Source organism: Enhydrobacter aerosaccus (genome assembly GCF_900167455.1).
Classification (GTDB): Bacteria; Pseudomonadota; Alphaproteobacteria; order Reyranellales; family Reyranellaceae; genus Reyranella; species Reyranella aerosaccus.
On record NZ_FUWJ01000002.1, the window covers coordinates 723,877 to 746,156 of the forward strand.

At 65.9% G+C, this 22,280-nt stretch carries 20 protein-coding genes; 9 read left to right on the forward strand and 11 right to left on the reverse strand.

The window, feature by feature from the left end; genetic code table 11:
* Positions 1 to 245 precede the first annotated feature (245 nt).
* The gene (locus B5D62_RS12705; protein ID WP_085934217.1) at positions 246 to 797 is read left to right on the forward strand and encodes an REP-associated tyrosine transposase; all 552 of its coding nucleotides are present in this window, start codon (positions 246 to 248) and stop codon (positions 795 to 797) included.
* Positions 798 to 942: 145 nt separating this feature from the next.
* Here B5D62_RS12705 and cofE read toward each other — a convergent pair whose 3' ends face one another.
* The 7 genes from cofE to phnF form a co-directional block, all read right to left on the reverse strand.
* Positions 943 to 1,716 carry a coenzyme F420-0:L-glutamate ligase gene (gene cofE, locus B5D62_RS12710; RefSeq protein WP_085934218.1) on the reverse strand — a complete coding sequence of 258 codons (774 nt, stop codon included), beginning with the start codon at positions 1,714 to 1,716 and terminating at the stop codon, positions 943 to 945.
* Positions 1,716 to 2,723, reverse strand: a complete 1,008-nt coding sequence (gene fgd / locus B5D62_RS12715; RefSeq protein ID WP_085934219.1) for a glucose-6-phosphate dehydrogenase (coenzyme-F420) — start codon at positions 2,721 to 2,723, stop codon at positions 1,716 to 1,718. Before fgd ends, cofE begins: the two co-directional genes overlap by 1 nt.
* A 75-nt stretch (positions 2,724 to 2,798) precedes the next feature.
* Positions 2,799 to 3,935: an amino acid ABC transporter permease gene (locus tag B5D62_RS12720; RefSeq protein WP_139373860.1), complete on the reverse strand. Its 1,137-nt coding sequence runs from the start codon at positions 3,933 to 3,935 to the stop codon at positions 2,799 to 2,801.
* The gene (locus tag B5D62_RS12725; RefSeq protein ID WP_231714796.1) at positions 3,932 to 5,206 is read right to left on the reverse strand and encodes an amino acid ABC transporter permease; all 1,275 of its coding nucleotides are present in this window, start codon (positions 5,204 to 5,206) and stop codon (positions 3,932 to 3,934) included. Before B5D62_RS12725 ends, B5D62_RS12720 begins: the two co-directional genes overlap by 4 nt.
* Before the next feature lie 96 nt (positions 5,207 to 5,302).
* Positions 5,303 to 6,328, reverse strand: coding sequence for an amino acid ABC transporter substrate-binding protein (locus tag B5D62_RS12730; RefSeq protein WP_085934757.1), 1,026 nt, complete (start codon positions 6,326 to 6,328; stop codon positions 5,303 to 5,305).
* A 42-nt stretch (positions 6,329 to 6,370) separates the two neighbouring features.
* Positions 6,371 to 7,465 carry a TauD/TfdA family dioxygenase gene (locus B5D62_RS12735; RefSeq protein WP_085934220.1) on the reverse strand — a complete coding sequence of 365 codons (1,095 nt, stop codon included), beginning with the start codon at positions 7,463 to 7,465 and terminating at the stop codon, positions 6,371 to 6,373.
* A 169-nt stretch (positions 7,466 to 7,634) separates the two neighbouring features.
* The gene (gene phnF, locus B5D62_RS12740) at positions 7,635 to 8,333 is read right to left on the reverse strand and encodes a phosphonate metabolism transcriptional regulator PhnF (protein WP_170920911.1); all 699 of its coding nucleotides are present in this window, start codon (positions 8,331 to 8,333) and stop codon (positions 7,635 to 7,637) included.
* A 373-nt stretch (positions 8,334 to 8,706) separates the two neighbouring features.
* Here phnF and B5D62_RS12745 point away from each other — a divergent pair, with 373 nt between their 5' ends.
* The gene (locus B5D62_RS12745) at positions 8,707 to 9,591 is read left to right on the forward strand and encodes an LLM class F420-dependent oxidoreductase (RefSeq protein WP_085934222.1); all 885 of its coding nucleotides are present in this window, start codon (positions 8,707 to 8,709) and stop codon (positions 9,589 to 9,591) included.
* Between the two features lie 135 nt (positions 9,592 to 9,726).
* Here the strand turns inward: B5D62_RS12745 and B5D62_RS12750 are convergent, their stop codons facing one another.
* The 3 genes from B5D62_RS12750 to B5D62_RS12760 are packed head-to-tail and all read right to left on the reverse strand — an operon-like array spanning position 9,727 to position 12,817.
* Positions 9,727 to 10,719 carry an LLM class flavin-dependent oxidoreductase gene (locus B5D62_RS12750; protein WP_085934223.1) on the reverse strand — a complete coding sequence of 331 codons (993 nt, stop codon included), beginning with the start codon at positions 10,717 to 10,719 and terminating at the stop codon, positions 9,727 to 9,729.
* 6 nt (positions 10,720 to 10,725) lie between these two features.
* On the reverse strand, positions 10,726 to 11,685 hold the full coding sequence (locus tag B5D62_RS12755; protein WP_085934224.1) for an LLM class flavin-dependent oxidoreductase: 960 nt from the start codon (positions 11,683 to 11,685) through the stop codon (positions 10,726 to 10,728).
* Positions 11,678 to 12,817 (reverse strand): pyridoxal-phosphate dependent enzyme, encoded by a 1,140-nt coding sequence (locus tag B5D62_RS12760; protein ID WP_170920912.1) that lies wholly within the window; start codon positions 12,815 to 12,817, stop codon positions 11,678 to 11,680. Before B5D62_RS12760 ends, B5D62_RS12755 begins: the two co-directional genes overlap by 8 nt.
* Positions 12,818 to 13,011: 194 nt before the next feature.
* Between B5D62_RS12760 and B5D62_RS12765 the strand changes: the two genes are divergently transcribed.
* From B5D62_RS12765 to B5D62_RS12795, 7 genes are all read left to right on the forward strand, one after another.
* Entirely contained in the window at positions 13,012 to 13,944 is a 933-nt protein-coding gene (locus B5D62_RS12765; protein ID WP_085934226.1) for a histone deacetylase family protein, read from the forward strand.
* Positions 13,945 to 14,326: 382 nt separating this feature from the next.
* Positions 14,327 to 16,321, forward strand: a complete 1,995-nt coding sequence (locus B5D62_RS12770; RefSeq protein WP_085934227.1) for a carbohydrate porin — start codon at positions 14,327 to 14,329, stop codon at positions 16,319 to 16,321.
* Positions 16,322 to 16,455: 134 nt separating this feature from the next.
* Positions 16,456 to 18,093 (forward strand): ABC transporter substrate-binding protein, encoded by a 1,638-nt coding sequence (locus B5D62_RS12775; RefSeq protein WP_170920956.1) that lies wholly within the window; start codon positions 16,456 to 16,458, stop codon positions 18,091 to 18,093.
* Positions 18,094 to 18,103: 10 nt separating this feature from the next.
* Positions 18,104 to 19,108 carry an ABC transporter ATP-binding protein gene (locus tag B5D62_RS12780; RefSeq protein WP_085934229.1) on the forward strand — a complete coding sequence of 335 codons (1,005 nt, stop codon included), beginning with the start codon at positions 18,104 to 18,106 and terminating at the stop codon, positions 19,106 to 19,108.
* Positions 19,105 to 20,091 carry an ABC transporter ATP-binding protein gene (locus B5D62_RS12785; protein ID WP_085934230.1) on the forward strand — a complete coding sequence of 329 codons (987 nt, stop codon included), beginning with the start codon at positions 19,105 to 19,107 and terminating at the stop codon, positions 20,089 to 20,091. The genes B5D62_RS12780 and B5D62_RS12785 overlap by 4 nt, the downstream gene beginning before the upstream one ends.
* Entirely contained in the window at positions 20,091 to 21,026 is a 936-nt protein-coding gene (locus tag B5D62_RS12790) for an ABC transporter permease (RefSeq protein WP_085934231.1), read from the forward strand. Before B5D62_RS12785 ends, B5D62_RS12790 begins: the two co-directional genes overlap by 1 nt.
* A 113-nt stretch (positions 21,027 to 21,139) precedes the next feature.
* Positions 21,140 to 21,934: an ABC transporter permease gene (locus tag B5D62_RS12795; RefSeq protein WP_231714818.1), complete on the forward strand. Its 795-nt coding sequence runs from the start codon at positions 21,140 to 21,142 to the stop codon at positions 21,932 to 21,934.
* 24 nt (positions 21,935 to 21,958) lie between these two features.
* Here the strand turns inward: B5D62_RS12795 and B5D62_RS12800 are convergent, their stop codons facing one another.
* Complete coding sequence (locus B5D62_RS12800; protein WP_085934233.1) at positions 21,959 to 22,270, reverse strand: hypothetical protein; 312 nt, start codon at positions 22,268 to 22,270, stop codon at positions 21,959 to 21,961.
* Positions 22,271 to 22,280 lie beyond the last annotated feature (10 nt).

Sequence of the window (22,280 nt, forward strand, 5' to 3'; positions counted from 1 at the left end):
CGTCATGCAACATGTCCACCGACGCAATGGCCGGCATCGCATGAAGCGCCACTGGAGTGGCGCGCTCCCATGAGCCTGAAGGCCATCTACCCTCATCGGAGCGCGCAACTCCAGTTGCGCTCATATCATCGGACATCCCCGCCAGCGCAATGGCCGACATCCCATGAAGCGCCACTGGAGTGGCGCGCTCCCATGACCCTGAAAGCCGCCCTCCCTCATCGGAGCGCGCCACTCCAGTGGCGCTCATGACTGCGAAAGGCTGGCATTCCCGTGGATATCTGCCGCATTTCGACTCGCCGGAGACCATCCAGTTCCTGACCTTCCGCCTCGCCGACAGTCTGCCGCGCGAGGCGATCGACGCGCTCCGGGCAACACCAACGCTCTCCGACAGCGAACGTGATGCTCTCCTCGACGCGGGCGCCGGCGCTTGCTGGCTGAGGCGACCGGAGATCGCCCGTATTGCGGAAGACGCTTTGCTTCACTTCGACGGACAGCGCTATCGGCTCTTCGCCTGGACCATCATGCCGAACCATGTGCATGCCCGGATCGCACCGCAGCACGGCTTTCGCCTCGGCGAGATCGTCAGCTCCTGGAAGCGCTTCACGGCCCGGGCGGCCAACCGCGAACTCTGCCGATCAGGCGCGTTCTGGCAGGACGACTACTGGGACACCTACATCCGCAACGAACGGCACTTCGAGTCGACGATCGCCTACATCGAGAACAATGCGGTGAAAGCGGGCCTGGCGGCACGGCCATCCGACTGGCCGTGGAGCCACACGCGCCGGTGTGAAGGCTGATGTCTTATGAGCGCAACTGGAGTTGCGCGCTCCGATGAGAGTGGACGACCTTCGGACTCATGGGAGCGCGCAACTCCAGTTGCGCTCATGACCCGATAAGGCCGGCGATCGCGCAGATCGCCCCTGACACCCGCTCCGACGAGGCTTAGCGGAACATATCCTCGGCGGCGGGGCGGATCAGCTCCGATGCGGGCGTCGGTGCCGCGCTCCAGGAGAGGCCGCGGACGAGGACGGCGGGCTGGGCTTCATCGCCCTGACCCATGACCAGTGACGCGGCCGCGGCGATCTCGTCGGCGAAGGCGGTGATGCTCACCTGCAGGATGCGGCCGAACATGTCGGGCTTGCCGCGCAGGTCGATCATCGAGGGCAGGCCGGCAGCACCGATCGCGATACCGACGGTGCCACGGCGCCACGGACGGCCGAAGCTGTCGATGATCACGACGGCCAACTCGACCCCCAGCAATTCGCCGAGCCGCTTGCGAAGCGTGGCAGCGCTGGCGTCGGGATCGCGCGGCAGGAGCAGGGCACGCTCGACGCCGTCCTGCGGCGCGACGTTCGACTGGTCGATGCCGGCATTGGCCATGATGAAACCCAGCCGATGCTCGACGATCAGCACGTTGGGCCGGCTGCGCACCACGCGCACCGACTCCGACAGGACCAGCTCGACCAGCCGCGGATCCTTCTGCACCTCGGCCGCGAGCTCGATGGCGCGCGGCGACGGAGTCACCGACGACAGCTCGACCATCCGCCCTTCGGCCTTGGACACGATCTTCTGCGCCAGCACCAGCACGTCGGTCGGCTGCGGCGGAAATCGCGCGCTTTTGAGGCCGGCGGCAACCAGCGCCGCCAGATCGTCACCCGCCTTCACGCGAGGAATGCCAGGAACCGCGAGCAGTTCCACGGCCTTGATGGCCGCCATCAGCCGAACCGCTTGTGCAGGCGCGGCGTCACCTGTTCGCCGAACAGCTTCAGGAACCGTTCCTGGTCGGGACCCGGCGCGTGGAAGACGAGATGGCGGAAGCCGAGATCGACATAGGGCGCCACCTTCTCGACCAGCTCGTCGGGATCGTTCGACACGATCCAGCGGCTCGCCGCGCGCTCGATCGGCAGGGCATCGGCCAGGCGCTGCATCTCGACCGGATCCTCGACCGACATCTTCTCTTCCGGCGTCAAGGACAGCGCCGCCCAGTGCCGCGTGTCCTGCAGCGCGCGCTCGCGATCGCTGTCGAACGACACCTTGACCTCGATCATGCGGTCGTAGGGCTGCGCCTTGGGCTCGGTCGCGGCGGCGATACCCTCGGCGACCTTGGGCAGCAGCGTCTCGGTGTAGAGCTTCCAGTCCTTGCCACTGGTGCAGATGAAGCCGTCGCCCGAGCGGCCGGCGTAGCGCGCCACCAGTGCGCCGGCGGCGGCGACATAGATCGGGATCTCGACATCCGGCCGATCGTAGATCGTCGCCTTCTCGGTCTTGTAGTACTCGCCCTCGAACGATACCCGCTCCTGGCGCCACAGCGTGCGCATCAGCGTCACGGCCTCGCGCAGCCGCGCAAACCGCTCCTTGAAATCGGGCCAGGGTTGGCCGGTCGAGGGCACTTCGTTCAGCGATTCACCGGTGCCGATGCCCAGGATCACGCGCCCCGGAAACATCGAGCCCAGCGTGCCGAAGGCCTGCGCCACGATCGAGGGGTGATAGCGGAAGGTGGGCGTCAGCACGCTGGTGCCCATGACCAGCCGCGACGTACGCGCGCCCAGGGCGCCCAGCCAGGTCAGCGAGAACGGCGCATGGCCGTCGACATGCTTCCAGGGCTGGAAATGATCGCTCACGAACGCCGAGTCGAACCCGGCCTCCTCGGCGAGACAGGCGAAATCGAGCAGCTTGGCCGGCGCGAATTGTTCGGCCGACGCCTTGTATCCGAGCTTGAGCACGGCGAATGTTCCTTGTCTGTCTGGAGACGATTCCTAGCACATACGTCGGAATGGTCCACGCGCCTCCGCGTCCTCTCATCGAGAGGCGATAGGGCGGCCGAACTTGCGCTCCAGGAACTTGCTGTATCGGGCCATGGAGAAGCAGAAGCAGAAATAGATCAGGCCGGTCATGACATAGACCTCGACCCCGTAGCCCTGCCAGACGGGATCGGCCAAGGCGATGGCGCTCGAGCTCAGCAGGTCGAACATGCCGATCACCAGGACAAGGCTGGTATCCTTGAAGAAACTGATGAAGGTATTGGCCAGGGGCGGAATCACGAGCCGCAGCGCCTGAGGCAGAACGACGAGTCGTCGACTCTGCCAGTAGGTGAGACCGAGTGAGGCCGCCGCTTCATATTGCTGCTTGGGCAAGGCCTGCAGACCGCCCCGCACCGCTTCCGCCAGATACGCTCCAGCGAACAGGACGATGGCCAGTTCGGCGCGCAACAGATTGTCCGGCACGATCGCCATCGGCAGGAACAAGGGCATCAGCATGCTTGCCATGAACAGGAGGCTGATCAGCGGCACGCCGCGAATCAGTTCGACATAGAGCACGCAGAGAATGCGCACGGCCGGCAGCATGCGCGACTGTCGGCCGAGCGCCACGAGGACGGCGAGGGGGAAGGCGAAGACCAGTCCCATCGTCGCCAGGATCAGGGTGAGCGGCAGGCCGCCCCATTGCTCCCGCGGCACAGGCGCGAGGCCCAGAACGCCGCCCGACATCAGCACCGCGATCGCAATCAGCGCCGCGCTCCACAGCAGCAGCAATTCCCGGCGCCAGAAGCGCGGCAGGGCGGACAGAGCGAACAAGCCGACGAACAGCAGCACGACCATAGCCGCGCGCCACTGTTCGGCGATGGGATAGCGGCCGAACAGGATGAGCCGATACTTGTCGCCGATCACCGCCCAGCAGGCTCCCACGCCCCGTGCCGCGCGACAGGCGGACGGATCGAGTTTTCCGGCCGTATCCGTGCCGACGCTCCAGACGCTGTCGACCAGCGACCAGCCGACGAATTCCAGGCCCAGTTTCAGAAGCAGGTAAGCCAGCGCCAGCGTGACCAGGCTGGACCATAGGGACTTGAAGAGGTTGGCGCGGATCCAGGCGAAGGTGCGTCTCGCGGCCGCGCTGCTGCTCGGCGGCGGCTGGCGGTCCGCAAGGGCTTCGAGGATCACCGTTCCACGAGCGCGAGGCGCGCGTTGTACCAGTTCATGAATAGGGAGATGCTGAGGCTGATGCCCAGATAGACGAGCATGATCAGCGCGACACCCTCGATCGCCTGACCGGTCTGGTTCATGGTGCCGTGCACGATGGTGACGACATCGGGATAGCCGATCGCCACCGCCAGCGAGGAATTCTTGGCGACCCCGAGATAGATGCCGGTCATCGGCGGAACGATCACACGCAAGGCCTGCGGCAACACGATCTTGCTGAAGATCGGATAGGGACACATTCCCAGTGCCCGTCCGGCATCCCACTGGCCAGGCCCCACCGACTGGACGCCGCTGCGCACGATCTCGGCGGCATAGGCGGAGTGATAGAACACCAACCCCGCGACCAGCGCGGCCAGCTCGGGCGTGATCACGCTGCCGCCGCGGAAGGCGAAGCGATCTCTCACCGGGACATCGAGATCGAAGGGCGCGCCGAGCATCATCCAGGTCGCCACTGGAACGACCAATAGCGCAACGCACGCGACTGGCCAGATCCGCGGACGGCGCCCGGTCGACGCCTGGACACGGCTTGCCCGACGAGCCGCCAACACGGTCGCGGCCAGTCCGGCCGCCAGAACCGCGATCATCCATCCATATGCCGGGTGCCAGACCGGAACCGGTAGCCGGATGCCGCGATTCGACAGGAACACGTCAGGCAGCAGTTCGATGGCATTGCGCGCGACCGGCAGCGACAAGAGGATCGCGTACCAGAACAGAAGATGCAGCAGCAGCGGAATGTTCCGCAGCACCTCGACGTAGCTTTCGGCCAGTCGCGCCAGCAGCCAGTTGTCCGACAATTGCGCGACACCCACGACAGCGCCCAGCAGCGTCGACAGCACCACGCCAATTGCAGCGACCTTCAATGTGTTGAGGATCCCGACGAGCAGGGCACGGCCGTGCGTATTGATGGCCGGATCGTAGTCGATCATGTGCTCACCGATCGGGAGACCGGCCGTCCGCTGAAGGAACGCGAAGCCCGTGGCGACGTGCTGCTGCGCGAGATTGGCAGTGGCGATGGAGGCCAGATACCAGCCGGCCGCCACAGCGGCTCCCACGATCAGGACCTGCCAGAAGATCGCCTGCAACCGCAGGTCGGAGCGAAAACCGGCAAGGCCGCGAACCCAGCCAATGGGACGCCCAGGACGATCCGAACCGACGGCCGCAGGCGCGAATCGGGGTGCCGCTGCCGGGAGGGCCAGACTGACGGGCTGGGCTGCTTGTCGGTCACTGAACACGGCTCCCACTTCCTCCAGGTCGATGGCCAGCGATCAGTTCCGGGAACGACACTCCGAGAAGAATACGGGCGATGGCCCGCCAGCGCTGACGATTGTTCAGCGGATGGGTGGCGCGAATTGCAGGCCGCCGGCCTTCCATAGCTTGTTGATGCCGCGCGGCACCCCGTAAGGAGTGATGTCGCGATCCCACATTTCCCCGTAATTGCCGACCTGCTTGATGACGTTGAACGCCCATTTGTTGTCGAGGCCGAGGGCCTTGCCGAGATCGCCCTCGAGGCCCATCAGGCGGCGCACTTCCGGCACCTGGCTCTTCAGCGCGTCATCGACGTTGGCGGCGGTGATGCCCTGCTCCTCGGCCGCAACCTGGGCGAAGAAAGTCCACCGTACGGCATCGAAGAACTTGTCGTCTCCCTTGCGCACCATGGCGCCGAGAGGCTCCTTGCTGATGGTCTCCGACAAGAGGATATGGTCCGAAGCCTTGTCGCCCTGTTGATAGCGGAAGCCGGCAAGCGCCGACATGTCGCTGGCATAGACGTCGCATCGGCCGGACAGGTAGGCCCTCTGCACTTCCTGCAGATCCTTGATCAGGATCGGTGTGTATTTCATCTTGTTGCTGCGGAAGAAGTCCTCCACCACCAGTTCGGTGCCGCCGCCGGGGGAAATGCAGACGGCGGCCCCATCGATATCCTTGGCCGATTTGACGCCGAGCGTCGCTTTCACCAGAAAGCCGGTCCCGTCGTAGAAATTGACGCTGGCGAACATGGCGCCGAGATTGGCTTCGCGTCCGAGGCTCCAGGTCGTCGACCGATACAGCATATCGACCTGGCCCGACTGCAGGAGTGGAAACCTGCTCTCGGGCGTGGCCGGGACGAACTTGACCTTCTGCGCATCGCCCAGGATCGCTGCCGCCACCGCGCGGCAGGAATCGGCATCCAGACCGCGCATCACGCCCTGGCTATCCGGAAACGAGAACAGAGGAGACGTCCCGGCGACGCCGCAGATGAGTTCGCCGCGCGCGCGGATCGCCTCAATGGTGGGCGAGCCTTGGGCCAGCGCCCCGGAGACGCTGGCCAGCAGGATGGCTCCCGCAACGATCCCCACCCGCACTCGCAACGCACTCATCATCGATGCTCCCCTGCTATGGCCTGTTTCCGCGACGACGCGCTACCGGAAGGCCGGCGTCGCGGGATCGAGAGGAACGTTTGGAGCCTTGCGGCCCGCGCTATGGACGCCACCGCGTTCGGCGCCGCGCTCGACCTTGATCCACTTCTCGGCCAGCGCTTCGGGCAGTTGCGGACCGTCGGACATGGACAGCCAGATTCGCATCAGGTGGCGTTTGCGATTCTCCTCCGGCCAGTCGCGATATTCCTCGCGGGCGTGATAGACGACCGGATTGTGGAGATAGACGAGATCGCCTGCTTGCATGGCAATGCGCAAGGCGATGTCCGGGTCGTTGCAGATCTCGCGGAACAGCCGAATCGCGGCCCACTGGGTCTCGGACATCGGCACCGCGTCGGGATAGCGCCGCGCCGATTCCATGTACTCGTCGAGCGGGCCGTAGCTCGCGAAATGACCATCCTGCATCATGAAGACGGGGATGGCCGCCCACGGCTTCATCCCCTCGGGAATTTCACCGCGACGATCCTCGTTCACGGGTTGGTAGAGCGCATGGCACAACTCGGGATCGCGTCGCAGCATCTCGTCATGCACTGTCACGGCGCTGACGATGGTGCTTTCGCCTCCCTGCATCGCCGGCTGGATGCACATCAAGCCGAGCAGGTCGCATGAATCGGAGTGGCACTGGAGCTCCACGGTCGATTGGGTCAACCGGCGCCCGAGATCGCCCGGACGATCGCCGACATCGATGACGTGGCCGATGAGATGCCCGTTACGGTTCTGCGGCACCGGATCGCCCAGATGCCGCGACAGGCCCCAATAAAGCCGAATCAGCGTTTCGTTGTCGTAGCGGTCGACCGGCAATCCGCGCAGGAAACCGAAGCCGAATCGCTCGACGCAATCCTTGCGCAACTCGGCCAGCTTGGCCGACAGACGTGGCAGCGGAAAGTCCTTGGCCGTGATGGCCATGATGTCGAGGCCGGCGGCGCGGGTCGCGGCAACGGCCGCCTCGATTTCGGCGATGTCGCCATCGTCGACTTCGTGGATCCACTCGGCTCCGTCGCGAATTTCTTCGCTGCGCCAGGCGAATTCACCGCCGATCGGGCCGTCGGAATATTCGATGGCTTCAGGCTGAATTCCCATGTCCTTGCTCCCCTCCGCTCGACCGCAGTCGTCCGCCGGTTGGGAAGCATCGGGTCCACCTGTGGTGGCCGGCATGGCATAACCAACCTGTATAGACATGTTGGTTATCCGGGTTTTGGATGACGTTTTCGTGGATCGCAGCCGACATTGTGATGACGGCGTGAACGAATCAGCCGGGAAACTGGACCCGCAACTCCAGCCGGTCGCCGCGAAAGCGCGTGACGCAATATTCGACCGGACGGCCTGTCGCGGTGTCCATGTTCAGGCTCCTGACCTGCAACACCGGCTGGGACGGATCGATACGCAAGAGCTGCGCGTCGCCCTCGTCCGGCAGCATCGTCGAGATCATGGAACCGAGTCGGCCGAGCTTGATGCCGCCGCGGTCGGCCAGGAAACCGTGCAGCGATCCCTCGTTATAGTCGGCAGCCACGTATGGGACGATGGCGTACGGCAGAAACTGCGACTGAACGCAGAAGGGCTGCTCGTCCACGGAGCGCACCGCCTCGATCGCGATCATCTGATCGCCTGCCTCCAGGCCCAACTGCTGCGCGATGTCATCTGTGGCACACGTTACGGTCTTGCGCAGGATCCTGGTGTCGGCGGAATGACCGCTATCCTCGATCATCATGGTAAAGCGCGTCGCCGGGCTGAGCTTGTAGTCGATGGCGCCCGGCAGCACGTGGATGCCCACGCCGCGCTGCCGTCTGACAAGTCCGCCCGAAACGAGAACGTCGACAGCCCGCCTCAACGTGTGCCGGTTGACGCCGAAGCGGGAACTCAAGGCCAGTTCGGACCACGGCTTGCCGATGTCGCGGCTTTCCAGGATCTCGGCCTCGAGAACGTCGGCGATCTGCCGATAGATCGGCATCGATGCGCCGTCCCTGCCTGGCCGAGCGCGCAGGCTCGCTGCGTTCGATCCCTTCGGCCGCGGCATCCTCTTTCTCCCGAGCTCGTTCGATCCCTGCAGGCCTATCATATAGATCGAAATCGCGCGTTCAGGCCAATCGTCGATCACACTGGTTGCGATTTGCCGGAGTTCGTCTCGGCACGCGCCGTGCCGCGATGCGCATGCGACCCGCCTGGGCGAGCTGAATTGTTTGGTCGAGGGCTTGTCTCCAGCCGCACGCCCGGCAAAGGTTATTCAAGTCCGCCAAATCAGAAGAGCATCGGCGGCACAGAGGGGAAACGCCCATGCCACTCGAAGCGTCAGTGTCGACCGACGATCGAGAGGGAGGCACGCCATGAAGTTCACCCTGCATTTCGGCAACAACAACTTTCCCGACCTGGCCGGCGCGACGCGGTTCGTTCAGTTGGCCGAGGCCGCCGGCTTCGACAGCGTGCTCGCCATCGACCATGTCGTGTTCCCGCACGACTACAAATCCACCTACCCCTATTCCGCCACCGGCCGCCTGTTCGGCAGCCCGTCCGACCCGCTTCCCGACCCGCTGATCTGGATGGCCTTCATGGCCGCCGCGACGACGCGGCTCCGGTTCATGACCGGCGTCATCATCCTGCCGCTGCGCCACCCGCTGGTGCTCGCCAAGCAGGTGGCGACACTCGATTTCATGAGCCAAGGCCGAATCGAACTCGGCATCGGCGTCGGCTGGCTGAAGGAGGAATTCGAGGCGCTCGGCGTGCCGTTCGAGAAGCGCGGCAAGCGTACGGACGAATACATCGCCGCCATGCGCGCGCTGTGGGCAAACGACGGGGCGAGCTTCACCGGCGAGTTCGTGAACTTCACCGAGGTGAGCTGCAATCCGAAGCCGATCAAGGGCCGCGTACCGATCGTGATCGGCGGCCATTCGGAAGCCGCGGCGCGGCGGGCCGGGCGGATCGGCGACGGCTTCTTTCCCTCGATCGGCGCCCAGGTCGACACCCGGCCGCTGTTCGACATCGCACGGCGGACGGCCGAGACAGCCGGTCGCGATCCCGCCGCGATCGAGATGATCGCCGGCTGCCCCGAGCTGCTGCCGGGCGCGAGCGGCGATCCGCAGGCCGCGCTGTTGGAGCGCAAGGAGCGCGGCATCGGTCGCATCGTGGTGCCGGTCGGCCCGTTCCTGCCCGACCTCGAGGAGACGCTGGGCCGGTTCGGAGAAACCATCATCAAGCCATTCGGCCGCCTCTGACACCACCGGGACAGGTTGGGACAGGCGGGACGCGCGGGACAGGCCGGGACACGGGGGACGGCGGGACAGGAATAGCCATCGCCTTGTTCTAGAAGAAGAAATCCGTCCCAACGCGGCGGGACGGGGAGAGGACGGTCAAAGCACCGTCTTGGCGAACCACTCCACCTGGTCCTCGAACTCGGCCATCGAGTCGGCGGGGATCATCAACGCGCAGGCATGATCGACACCGATCTTCTTCAGCCCCTCGACCTTCTCGCGGATGAGGTCGGGCGAGCCGACGAGGTTGGCGACCACCTGCTGGGAAAGATCGCGCCCCGTGTAGGCGAGCGACTTGCGGTGCGCGACGAGGCCCGAGGCCATATAGCGCCGCTCCGCCTCCTCGGCTGTCTTGGCGATGGTCAAAGAGAATTGCGGCGCGATCTCGATCGCCGCCGGATCGCGGCCGAGTTCGGCAGCGCGCGCCTTGAGCTGGCGGATGCGCTCGGCGAGCTCGGGCCAGGGGCGCCACCCCGGCAGCCAGCCGGTGCCGATCCTGGCCGCACGCTCGACCGCCGCCATGTTGTGGCCGCCGATCCACAGCGCGAAGGGATCGCGCTTGGGCTTCGGATACATCTCGATGTCGCGCACGGCATAATACTTGCCCTCGTGCGTGACGCGCCGCTCGCTGAACAGGCGCTGCATCAGGGCGATGCCTTCATCCATCATCTCGCCGCGCTGCGCCTTGGGGGCGAGCCGCGGCGCCCAGGCGGCGAACTCCTCGCGATAGGCGCCGATGCCGAGCGCCAGGATCAGCCGCCCGTTGGAGAGCTGGTCGATCGTCGCCGACTGCTTGGCGAGCCAGAACGGGTCGCGCATGGGCAGCACCGCGAGCGCCGTGCCGACCTCGAGCGTGGTCGTCGCCGCCGCGCAGAACGACAGCACCGACATCAGCTCGTAGAAGTTGGGCGGCGAGTCGGGGAAGAGATCGCGCACGTAGTGCTGGCTCTGGATGTGGTCGTTGCCCCACACCGAGTGATAGCCGAGCCGCTCGCACAGTTGCGCCATGCGCACGAAATCACCGGGCTCCACGAACGGGATCGGATACATCACGCCTTCGAATCCCGTCGGCAGGCAAATGCTGAACTTCATGTCGGCTTACCCTCGTGCCGCGGCCAACGCGGCGGCGATGCTCGAAGCATCGTCCATGCCACCGATGATGACTTCGTCCAGGCCGATGGCGCGATATTCCTCGAGCCGCGCCTTCACCTGGGCTGGCGTGCCGCAGGCCGCGTGACGCCGCACGACGTCGTCGCTTACCAGCCGGTCGACCTCGGCCCAGTTCTCGGACGCGTAGGCACTGGCCAGGGCCGCCTGATCGAGCGTGGCGCCGCCGAGCCGGATATTCTCGGCATGATGCGCGCCGCGCAGCACGAAGCCGATCGGCCGGCGGATCGGATCGATGCCTTCCTTCTCGGTGGCGCCGAGCCTGGTGTAGACGATACCGAGCTTGCGGAACGGCTTGCCGGCCGATCCCTCGGCCGCCTGATCGAGGCAGGCTTTCACGAAGGGCGGCGAGGTCGCCGCCGAGATCAGAACCCCATCTGTCTCGCGGCCTGCGAGCTGCAGCATGTTGGGCCGCGACGCCGCAATCACGATCGGCACGTCGCACGGCGCGTTGGCGAGGCGGCGTCCGCTGACATTGAAGACCTTGCCGTGGAAATCCGCCATCTCGCCCGCGAACAGCGAGCGACACACCTTCACCGCTTCGCCGATGGTGACGAGCGGACGGGCAGCCTCGATGCCCGCCGCCTTCAGGTCGGCCGGTGCGCCGGCACCAAGGCAAAGCGTGACGCGGCCGGGATACATCTCCGCCAGGCTCGCCGCCGCCATGGCGATGTAGACCGGATGGGTCGTATAGGGGCTGAGGGCCATCAGCGCGATCTTCAGTCGCTTGGTGGCGCCGAGCGCCAGCGCCGCCGTCGTCACGGGGTCGCGCAGGAACAGATGGCAGGCGATCCAGAGCGTCGATGCGCCACCCTCCGCCGCCGCACGCGCCTGGTCGGGAATGGAAGTGATGGGAGCGCGCCCATCCATGGCAATGCCGAAATCAGCCATGAGAAAATCCGTATGTGTTTTTGAGGGCGGTCAGCAGGTCCGGCAATCCGCCGGAGACCAGGGGCGGCTCCGGCAGGGCCGTTTCGATCGGTCCCGGATCCTTGAGACCGGAAGCCGTGAGAAGCGCGACGCAGCGGTCGTGTGGCTTGATGATGCCTTGGCCGCGCAGCCGCTCGATGGCGGCGAAGGGAGCGGCGGAAGAAGCCTCGGGCCAGATGCCTTCGCGGGCGGCGAGCGTCACCACCCAGCGCCGCATTTCGTCGTCGCCTACGGTCACCGCCGTGCCCCTGGAGCGGCGGAGCACGTCGAGCGCCTGCACTGTCGCCTGCGACGCACCGATCGAAGTGGCGATGGAGGGCGCATTGCGGGCAATCTCGGGCGGCATGGGATCGCCGCTCTCCAGTGCCGCCGGCAACGATCCAGATACCTCGGCCGCCACGAAGCGCGGCGTGCGCTCGATCCAGCCCAACGCCTTCAGCTCCTCGAACCCCTTCCACATGCCGTAGAGCGCATCGCCGTAGCAGACCGGCAGCACGCACCAGTCGGGCGGCTCCCAATCGAAGGCTTCCGCGATCTCGAAAGCGATCGTCTTGTAGCCTTCCATGCCATAGGGATTGCTGCCGACGACCAGCCCGAAGAAGGGCGAGGTCGGATACCAGCCCAGCTCCTTCACGCCGAGCGACTGCAGCCGCCAGCGATCGGCCTTGTCGGCAACCTTCACCACCATTGCGCCGTAGGCCCGCATCTGCAGGACCAGAGGACCCGCCGAGCCGACGAAGGTGAAGACGATACACGGTATGCCCGCCTTGGCGGCATAGGCAGCCGCAGCCGCACCGGCATTGCCGGAGGAACTGGAGGCGATGACCTTGGCGCCGAAGTGCCGGGCCATGGTCAGCGCGCCCGAGGCCAGGCGGTCCTTGAACGACCAGGTGGGATTGCGCGATTCGTCCTTGATCCACACATCGCCCAGGCCCAGCGACGATGCCGGCAGGAGCGGCGTGTTGCCCTCCCCCAGTGTCACGGCATCGGCGGCCCGTGCGTGCAGAAACCCTTCCCAGCGCCACATCGAAGAGGCGCGGGAGGTCGGCTTCGCCCGATCCAGGCCGGCGCCGGGTGCCTCGTCATAGGCCACGGTCAGATTGGCCGGAGCCCCTTGGCTTCGGCAGCTCGGACAATCTTCCGCATAACGATCAGGGGGATGGCGGGCGCCGCAACGAACGCAGACAAGCGCACTGGGAACAGGCATTTGGCCGTCACGTTGGCGTCCTGTCTGCGATACGTCAACCTGGATGCCTTTGGGCAGAATGCCCTCTAAAGTGCAGATCGATGTCGACCCTGCTGATCAGCCATCCGGCGTTCCTCGAACACGATCCCGGCGAATTCCATCCCGAATGTCCCGACCGCCTGCGCGCGGTGATGGCGGCGCTCGAGAACGAGTCCTTCGCGCTCTTGCAACGCGCCACCGCGCCGGAAGCGACGCTCGAGCAGATGATGCGCGTGCATCCGCAGGCCTATATCGAAAGCATCCTCGCCATCCGACCGCCCGCTGGCGAGGTGGTGATGATCGATGGCGATACCGGGATGAGTGCGGGCAGTGCCGAGGCGGTCGTGCGGGCCGCCGGCGCGCTGGTGGCTGCGGTCGACGCGGTCATGACCGGCGAGGCGGAGACCGCTTTCGCCGCCGTCCGTCCGCCGGGACACCATGCCTCGCCGGACATCCCGGGCGGTTTCTGCCTCTTCAACAATGTCGCCATCGGCGCCCGCCACGCGCAGGCGCATCACGGCATCGAACGCGTCGCCATCCTCGATTTCGATGTCCATCACGGGCAGGGCACACAGACCGTGGTCGAGCCGGATGCTTCCCTGTTCTACGGCTCCTCGCATCAGTATCCGCTTTATCCCGGCACCGGCACCGCGCGCGAGCACGGCATTGCCGGCAACGTCGTCAACGTGCCGCTTGCCGCCAATAGCGGCAGCGCGCAATTCCGTGCCGCGTGGAGCGAGCGCATCCTGCCGCAGCTCGATCGGTTCGCCCCGGAACTGCTGATCCTCTCCGCCGGCTTCGATGCCCACCGTCGTGATCCGCTGGCGCAGCTCCAGCTCGAGACCGACGACTTCCGCTGGGTTACCGAGGAACTGCTGACCATCGCCGATCGCCACGCCAAGGGCCGGGTCGTATCGGCGCTGGAAGGCGGGTACGACTTCGAAGCCCTGGCCGCCTCGGTCGCCGCGCACGTTCGCGCCCTGATGCGCGTCTGAACCAGCGACAGGCGACCGACGTTTGCGTTCGGTGCTTTGCCCTTGACCCCCAAATGCCCGAGGCGTATTCGCCCCGGCGGTCGCCGAGGAATGTCGGCGGTCTTCACAACGGAAACACAAGATGGATAGCCACCCACGTCGCGCTGCCCTTGAGGCGGCGTTCCGATTCGAGAGCTTAACGCTCGACCGGATGTGTCGGGTGGGCGAGGGCAGTCGGCTTAGCGCTGGCTGACGCGTTCATCCTCGTGGCCGGTCGGGCCAGGGGATGAACATGCGTAGTGTACAAATTTCCAGCGTCCGGCTGGTGCCGAAACAGAAAATTAACAAAGTCGCAGCGAGGGCGATTTCGCGGCGCGGCGCGATCCGTGATACGGAGACGCCAATGAAGGCGTTTGCTTGCTTTGGGGTTGCCGCGGGCGGTATCGCGGCTGCGATCTCTCTCCTCGCGGTGCGGCCTGCCTTGGCAGCCGACCCCGTCCCCGCTTCAGGTTTCTATGCCGGCGCGCATATGGGCTACCTGTTCGGGAACGCGACCGCGACCCTGGCCGATCCGACGGGAGGCGTCGCCTCCGCCGGCGGTACCAGCCCCTACGGCACGCTCGCCGGCGGCGTCCAGGCAGGGTACCAGTGGATCACGCCGTCGCGCTGGATGCTGGGCCTCGAGGCCGATCTCACCTTCGCCAATTTCATGGACCTGAGCGACACGCTGTCCTATCGCGCGACAGGCACAGGCACGGCCAACGAGCAGCTCGAGTTCCTCGGCTCGCTGCGCGGCCGCGTCGGATACACGTTCGGCGCCTGGACGCCGTACCTGACCGGCGGCCTCGCCTTTGCCAGCACCCGCTTCTCGCGCACTGACCTGACGACCGGCAACGAAGACGCGACGCCGGGCCAATGGCGGACGGGATACACGGTCGGCGGCGGTGTCGATTACATGCTCGATCCGCGCTGGTCGGCGCGTCTCGAATATCTCTATACCAATCTAAGCCTGCGCGGCTTCAGCTTCGCGTCCGCGCCGGCGTCCTACAGCTCGCAGTACAGCCTGAACGAATTCCGCGTCGGCCTGAACTACCACTTCGGCGCACCGGACAAGGCCCGCGAAACACCGCCGGAAGCGGAAGACCTCGGCCCGGGCACCTGGGAAGTCCATGGCCAGTCGACCTTCATCTTCCAGGGCTATGCGCCCTTCGGCGCGCCCTATTCCGGACAGAACAGCCTGCCGCCCGAAGGCCAGTCGCGAGAGACCTGGACCAGCTCCCTGTTCCTCGGCATGCGCCTCTGGAAGGGCGGCGAACTCTACTTCAATCCGGAATTGCTGCAGGGTTTCGGCGTCGCCAACACGACCGGCGCCGCGGGCTTCCCCAATGGCGAGGCGCAGAAGTCGAACTTCCCCTTCCCGCGCTTCAACATCTCGCGGCTGTTCCTGCGCCAGGAGTTCGGCCTTGGCGGCGAGACCGAGACGGTCGAAAGCGACTACGGGCAGCTCGCCGGCAAGAAGGACGTCTCGCGGGTCACGGTGCAGATCGGCAAGTTCGCGGTGCACGATCTCTTCGACACCAACGACTACGCCCAGGACCCGCGGGTCGATTTCCTCAACTGGTCGATCTGGGCTTCCGGCGCGTTCGACTACCCGGCCGACCGCGTGGGCCTGACCTACGGCGTCGCGGCCGAACTGAACCATCCGCAATGGGCGGTCCGTGCCGGCTATTTCCTGGTCGGCAACGCACCGAACGCCAATGTCATGGACTGGAACCTGTTTTCCCGCGGCGGTTACGTGGCGGAAGGCGAATTGCGCTATAACGCGTTCGACCATCCCGGTGTGTTCAAGGTCGGCCCCTGGCTCACCAGCACCTTCTCGGGTTCCTACAGCCAGGCGGTCGCGCTCGCCAATGCCAACCCCGGCCTGACGGCCAACGACACCATCGCCCAGACGCGCCAGGGCCGGGTGAAGTACGGCATCTACACGAACCTGCAGCAGGAGATCAGCAAGGAACTCGGCGCCTTCGCGCGCTGGAGCTGGAACAACGGCCAGAACGAAACCTCGGCCTTCACCGATATCAGCCAGAGCGTCTCGTTCGGCATGCAGCTCAAGGGAAATGCCTGGGGCCGCGAGAACGACGTGATCGGACTGGGCGCTGCGTTCAATATGTTGTCCGCCTCGGCAGCCTCCTACTTCGCCGCCGGCGGCATGGGCGTTCTTGTCGGCGACGGCGCCCTTTCCTATGCCTCGGAGAATGTCTTCGAGACCTACTATGCGCTGCAGCTCATCAAGGGGCTGACGGCGACGGTCGATTACCAGCTCCTGGTGAATCCGGCCTACAACACGGTGCGAGGACCGGTGAACGTCTTCTCCGCCCGACTGCACGCCTTCTTCTGATGTGATGCTTTTGGCCCGGCGCTTTATCCACCAAGTGCCGGGCCCTTATTGCACCGCACAAGGGAAGCGTCATAGGACGGACATCCAGCTTTCACACGACCTGCATACGGTGGCGGCTCACGAGGAGTTCGCCCATTATGTTGTTGTCTCGTCGCCGATTGGTGGCCGCTACCGGTTTCACGACCGCGAGCCTGATCCTTCCCCGCATCGCCATCGGCCAAGCCGACAACCGGCCCACGATCACCATCGCCGTTCAGCAGATCTCGAACAGCGCATCGCTGGAACCGCTGCGCGAGCAATCCAATGTCGGGTCGCGCACCTTCTCGTTCCTGTTCGAAACGCTGATCATGCAGAACCTGCTCGGCCAGCTCGAGGCCGTGCCGGGTCTTGCCGAGAGCTGGAAGCGCATCGACGAACGGACGGTGGAATTTTCCCTGCGCAAGGGCGTGCGGTTCCACAACGGCGACGAGATGACGGCCGACGACGTGGTCTTCACCTTCAGCCGCGACCACATGTTCGGTCCCGACTACGACATCACCAGCAACAAGACGCTGTTCACCAACGTCGTCGTGCGCGATTCGGGTGACGGCAAGAAGCTGCCGCCGGAACTGCCGGCCGTCGCCAAGCGTCTCTTCCCGGCGCTGGAGAAGGTCGAGGCGGTCGACAAGTACACGGTCCGCTTCGTCAACCGCACTCCGGACGTCACCCTGGAGGGCCGCATCGGCAGCCTCGGCGCCAACATCATCTCGCGCCGCGCTTTCGAAGAGGCCAAGAGCTGGGCCGATTGGGCGCGATCGCCGGTCGCCACCGGGCCCTACAAGGTGCGCGAATACACGCCCGACCAGTCGCTCGTTCTCGACGCTCACGACGACTACTGGGGCGGGCGGCCGCCCCTCAAGACCGTGCGGCTGATGGTGGTGCCGGAAGTGGCGGCGCGCATCAACGGTCTGCTGGCCGGTCAGTTCGACTTCATCTGCGACATGCCGCCGGATCAGATCCCGACCATCGAGAAGAATCCCAAGTTCGAGGTGCTGGGCAGCACGATCGTCAACCATCGGCTGACGGTGTTCGACATGCATCATCCGCAGCTCGTCGATCCTCGCGTGCGCCAGGCCTTCAGCCACGCGATCGATCGGCAGGCGATCGTCGACAGCCTGTGGTCCGGCCGCACCCGCGTGCCTGCGGGACTGCAATGGGAGTTCTACGGCCCCATGTTCGTCGAAGGCTGGACGGTGCCGGAATACAGCCTCGACAAGGCCAAGGCACTGCTCAAGGCCGCCAACTACAAGGGCGATCCGATCCCTTACCGCCTTCTCAACAACTACTACACCAACCAGGTCGCGACGGCGCAGGTGCTGGTCGAGATGTGGAACCAGGCCGGCCTCAACGTCCAGATCGACATGAAGGAGAACTGGCAGCAGATCTTCGACACCAACAAGCAGCGCGCCGTGCGCGACTGGTCGAACAGTGCCGGCTTCAACGATCCGATCTCCTCGATCGTCGCCCAGCATGGGCCGCAGGGTCAGCAGCAGCAGGCCGGCGAATGGACTAACGCCGAGATGAATCGCCTGTCCGACGCCATGCAGGTCGAGACCGACATGACCAAGCGCAAGGCGATGTTCAAACGCATGCTGGAGATCTGCGAGCGTGAGGATCCGGCCTACACGGTGCTGCACCAGAACGCGACCTTCACGGCCAAGCGCAAGGACATCCGCTGGAAGGCCTCACCTTCCTTCGCGATGGAATTCCGTTCGGTCAACTTCGCCACCTGAGGCGCGGACAGTGCGCACTCCTCTCGTCGCCATCGAAGGGCTCACGGTCGATTTCGGCCATGGGCCGCAGAGTTCGCGCGCCGTCGACGGTATCACGCTCGAGATCGCGGCGGGCGAAGCCCTCGGAGTCGTGGGAGAATCGGGATCGGGCAAGAGCGTCACCTGGTTGGCGGCTCTCGGTCTCCTTCCGGCAAAGGCGCAGATACGGGGCTCCGTGCGGCTCGACGGGCGGGAACTGATCGGCGCGCCGCAGCGCCATCTCGAAGCGGTGCGCGGCAAGCGCATCGCCATGATCTTTCAGGATCCGTCGAGCTGCCTGAATCCGGTTCATCGCATCGGCTGGCAGCTCGGCGAGGCGCTGCGGCTGCATCGCGGCCTCGATCGCCGCGCCGCCGATGCCGAGGCGCTGCGCCTGCTCGATCAGGTGGGGATCGCCGATGCCCGGCGGCGTCTCGGTGACTATCCGCATCAGCTTTCCGGCGGCCTCAACCAGCGCGTGATGATCGCCATGGCGCTGGCAGGCCAACCCGACCTGCTGATTGCCGACGAACCGACCACCGCGCTGGACGCCACGATCCAGGCCCAGATCCTCGATCTCCTGCGTTCCGTGCGGCGCGATACCGGCATGGCCATGGTGCTGATCAGCCACGATCTCGGTGTGGTGGCCGAGAATGTCGATCGCGTGGCCGTCATGTATGCCGGCCGTCTGGTCGAGGAAGCACCCGGCGCAGCGCTGTTCTCGCGGCCATGCCATCCTTATACGCAAGGCCTTCTCGCCGCCTTGCCGGAACTCGCCGGCGGCCGCCGCCGGCTGGTCGCCATTCCCGGCACGGTCCCCGAGCCCGGCAGCGTGCCCACAGGCTGTCGCTTCGCGCCGCGCTGTCCGGTAGCAGATTCTGGATGCGCCACCGAAGCACCGCCGATCCAGGCCTTCGACCGGCAGCATCGCTCGATCTGCCATCGCCGCATCGATCCCGGATTCTCCGTCTGGACCCTGCCGAAGGCAGCCGAATGACTCCTCTTCTCGAGGCCGTCGACCTTCATCGCCATTACGCCGTGCGGACCGGCCGCAACCCGTTCTCGGCCAAGGCGCTGCTGCGCGCCGTGGACGGCGTGTCGTTCCGGATCCAGCCGGGCCGGACGCTCGGGCTCGTGGGCGAATCGGGCTGTGGCAAGTCGACAACGGGCAAGCTCGCGCTCGGCCTGATCCCCCCAAGTGCCGGCGAGATACGCTGTGAGAGCGAGCCGATGCCGGCCGCGGGCACCGCTGCCTGGCGCACCCTGCGGCGGCGTCTCCAGATGGTCTATCAGGATCCGCTTGGCGCGCTCGACCGGCGTCTGCCGATCGGTGAGCAGATCGCCGAGCCGCTCGTCATCCATGAGCAGGCCAAGCCGGCAGAGCGGCGCGAGCGGGCGCTGTCGGTCATGGAGGCGGTCGGCTTGCAGCGGCACCTGCTCACCCGCTATCCGCACGAACTCTCCGGTGGCCAGCGTCAGCGCGTCGTCCTGGCGCGCGCCCTGATCACCGAGCCACGGCTGCTGGTGTGCGATGAACCGATCTCCGCGCTCGATGTATCGATCCAGGCGCAGGTCGTGAATCTGTTGCTCGACCTGCAGGAGCGCCTGGACATCGCCTACCTGTTCATCAGCCACGACCTTCGGGTGGTGCGGCAGGTAAGCCACGAAGTCGCGGTGATGTATCTCGGCCGCATCGTCGAGCGGGGCGAGGCCGAGAACGTGCTCGCAGAGCCGGCCCACCCCTACACGCGGGCACTGGTTTCAGCCATTCCAACAGTGGGCAGCAAACGGGAGCGCATCCTGCTCGGCGGCGACCCGCCCAGCCCCGCGAATGTGCCGCCCGGCTGTTCGTTCCATACGCGCTGCCCTTTCGCGACGGCGCAATGCCGCAGCGAGATTCCGACACTGCAGCCGTTGGCCGACGGCCGCGACGTCGCCTGCCATCGCGTCCACGAAACCCCTCTCCGACTCGTCGCCTGATGCTTCTGTTCGCAACTTCGCGCCTGCTGCGTGCGGCGCTGACCATCCTGTTCGTCATGACTTTCGCCTTCGTCGTGCTGCGCGCTTCGGGCGATCCGGCTTTGCTGATCCTCTCCGTCGACGCGCCACCCGACGCTATCGCTGCCTTCCGCAAGGCCTGGGGGCTCGACCAGCCGCTCTGGCAACAATATCTCAGCTATATCGGTCACGCCCTGACCGGCGACTTCGGCAAGTCCATGCGCGACGGGCGCCCCGCCATCGACCTCGTGATGGAGCGGGTCCCGGCCACCCTCGCCCTGACCCTGCCCGCCCTTGCGCTCAAGATCGGAATCGGCATCCCGGCCGGCATCTACGCAGCGCTGCATCGGAACACCTTCGCCGACCGCATGACCATGGCGCTGTCGGTGGCCGGTTTCACCATGCCGAGCTTCGTGCTGGCGCTGCTGCTGGTGCTGATCTTCTCCGTGACGCTCGGCTGGCTGCCGGCCAGCGGCAACGAGTCGCCCGCAAACGCGATCCTGCCCATCATCACCTTGGGCACGGCTGGTGCGGCGATCATGGCCCGCTTCACGCGCTCGGCCATGCAGGAAGTATTGGGCCAGCCCTTCGTGCGGGCAGCGTCGGCCAAGGGTTTGGCCTGGCGCCGCGTGATCTCGCATCACGCCTTGCCCAATGCCGCGATCCCGACCGTCACCATCGTCGGTTTCATGGTCGGCAGCCTGGTCGCCGGTGCCGTCGTGGTGGAAAGCGTGTTCGCCTGGCCTGGCATCGGCCGGCTGCTGGTGTCATCCGTCGCCAATCGCGATCTCGCCGTCGTGCAGGCGCTGCTGATGGTGATCGCGGCCTGGATGGTCATGGCCAATCTCGCCGTCGACCTCGCCTATGGCTGGCTCGACCCGCGCGTGCGCTCGGCCGTCGGCGCCACCGGCCATTGAGGAGAGCGAAGATGGCTTTGAACGACGCCGCGGTCCCGCCCGCGCTTCCGGCCTTCGGCCTGTCCCGCCTGTGGCGACGCCTGCGTCGCGTGCCGCCGCTGGTCACGCTCTGCATGCTGTGGCTTGCCGTCATGATCGTGACGGCGCTGGCCGCGAACCTCATCGCGCCCTATTCGATCACCGCCTTCGACCTCAAGGCGAGGCTCGTACCGCCACTCCTGTTCGGCGGAAAGCTCCTGGCCCATCCACTCGGGACCGACGAGTTGGGCCGCGATGTGCTGTCGCGCCTGATCGTCTCCATCCGCATGAGCCTGCTGATCGCCTTCTTCGGGACGCTGATCTCGACGGCGCTGGGGACCATGCTGGGCTTTCTGGCCGCCCATTTCCGCGGCAAGGTCGAGCAGCTTGTCCTGATCGCCATCGATTTCCAGGCCAGCATGCCGTTCATGATCATCGCGTTGAGCGTGCTCGCCTTCTTCGGCAACAGCCTGGTGCTGTTCGTCGCGCTCATGGGCTTCAATGCCTGGGAGCGCTATGCCCGCATCACGCGCGGCCTCACGCTCGCCGCCAACGAGCAGGGCTATGCCGCAGCGGTACGGCAACTCGGCGCCGGCCCGGCGCGGATCTACGGCCTGCATATCCTGCCGAACATCGCCTCGACGCTGATCGTGTCGATGACGCTGACCTTCCCGGAGATCATCCTGCTCGAGAGCGGGCTTTCGTTCCTGGGGCTGGGCGTGCAGCCGCCGCTGACCTCGCTCGGCAACATGGTCGGCTACGGTCGCGAATACATCACGCGTGCACCCTGGATCATGCTGGCGCCGGCAAGCGTGATCGTGCTCACCACCTTCTCGATCAGCCTGTTGGGCGACTGGCTGCGCGATCGCCTCGATCCGACCTTGCGCTGACGAACCCTGCGGCAACAGTGGGCGTCAGAGGGCGCCGCGCAGTTCCGTCGTGTAGGAGACCAGCTTGCCGTCGAGGAAATCGATGCGGGTGCGGTTGAAGACGCGCGAGGGCGGCCCGTCCCATTCGACGATCGAGTAGGCGCTGCTTGCGGGCGCACCCGGCGTGACCAGGCTGCCGGAGCAACCCATCACCTGGATCGTCTCGTCGTAGCTCATGCCCCGGCGCAGAGCCGCGAGCTTGTCGGTCGTGGCGCCGCACCCTGACGCGCAGCCCGGCAACAGCACCGCCACTCCGAGCAAAAGCAATGCGCTCAGCAGCGCAGCGAGCAGCTTCATATCGACCTCC

Coding starts and splice junctions, on each gene's coding strand:
- B5D62_RS12705 (WP_085934217.1), top strand. CDS start 246: ATGACTGCGAAAGGCTGGCATTCCCGTGGATATCTGCCGCATTTCGAC.
- B5D62_RS12785 (WP_085934230.1), top strand. CDS start 19,105: ATGACTCCTCTTCTCGAGGCCGTCGACCTTCATCGCCATTACGCCGTG.
- B5D62_RS12770 (WP_085934227.1), top strand. CDS start 14,327: ATGAAGGCGTTTGCTTGCTTTGGGGTTGCCGCGGGCGGTATCGCGGCT.
- B5D62_RS12750 (WP_085934223.1), bottom strand. CDS start 10,719: ATGAAGTTCAGCATTTGCCTGCCGACGGGATTCGAAGGCGTGATGTAT.
- cofE (WP_085934218.1), bottom strand. CDS start 1,716: ATGGCGGCCATCAAGGCCGTGGAACTGCTCGCGGTTCCTGGCATTCCT.
- B5D62_RS12790 (WP_085934231.1), top strand. CDS start 20,091: ATGCTTCTGTTCGCAACTTCGCGCCTGCTGCGTGCGGCGCTGACCATC.
- B5D62_RS12800 (WP_085934233.1), bottom strand. CDS start 22,270: ATGAAGCTGCTCGCTGCGCTGCTGAGCGCATTGCTTTTGCTCGGAGTG.
- B5D62_RS12765 (WP_085934226.1), top strand. CDS start 13,012: ATGTCGACCCTGCTGATCAGCCATCCGGCGTTCCTCGAACACGATCCC.
- B5D62_RS12735 (WP_085934220.1), bottom strand. CDS start 7,465: ATGGGAATTCAGCCTGAAGCCATCGAATATTCCGACGGCCCGATCGGC.
- B5D62_RS12730 (WP_085934757.1), bottom strand. CDS start 6,328: ATGAGTGCGTTGCGAGTGCGGGTGGGGATCGTTGCGGGAGCCATCCTG.
- B5D62_RS12795 (WP_231714818.1), top strand. CDS start 21,140: ATGCTGTGGCTTGCCGTCATGATCGTGACGGCGCTGGCCGCGAACCTC.
- phnF (WP_170920911.1), bottom strand. CDS start 8,333: ATGCCGATCTATCGGCAGATCGCCGACGTTCTCGAGGCCGAGATCCTG.
- B5D62_RS12745 (WP_085934222.1), top strand. CDS start 8,707: ATGAAGTTCACCCTGCATTTCGGCAACAACAACTTTCCCGACCTGGCC.
- B5D62_RS12755 (WP_085934224.1), bottom strand. CDS start 11,685: ATGGCTGATTTCGGCATTGCCATGGATGGGCGCGCTCCCATCACTTCC.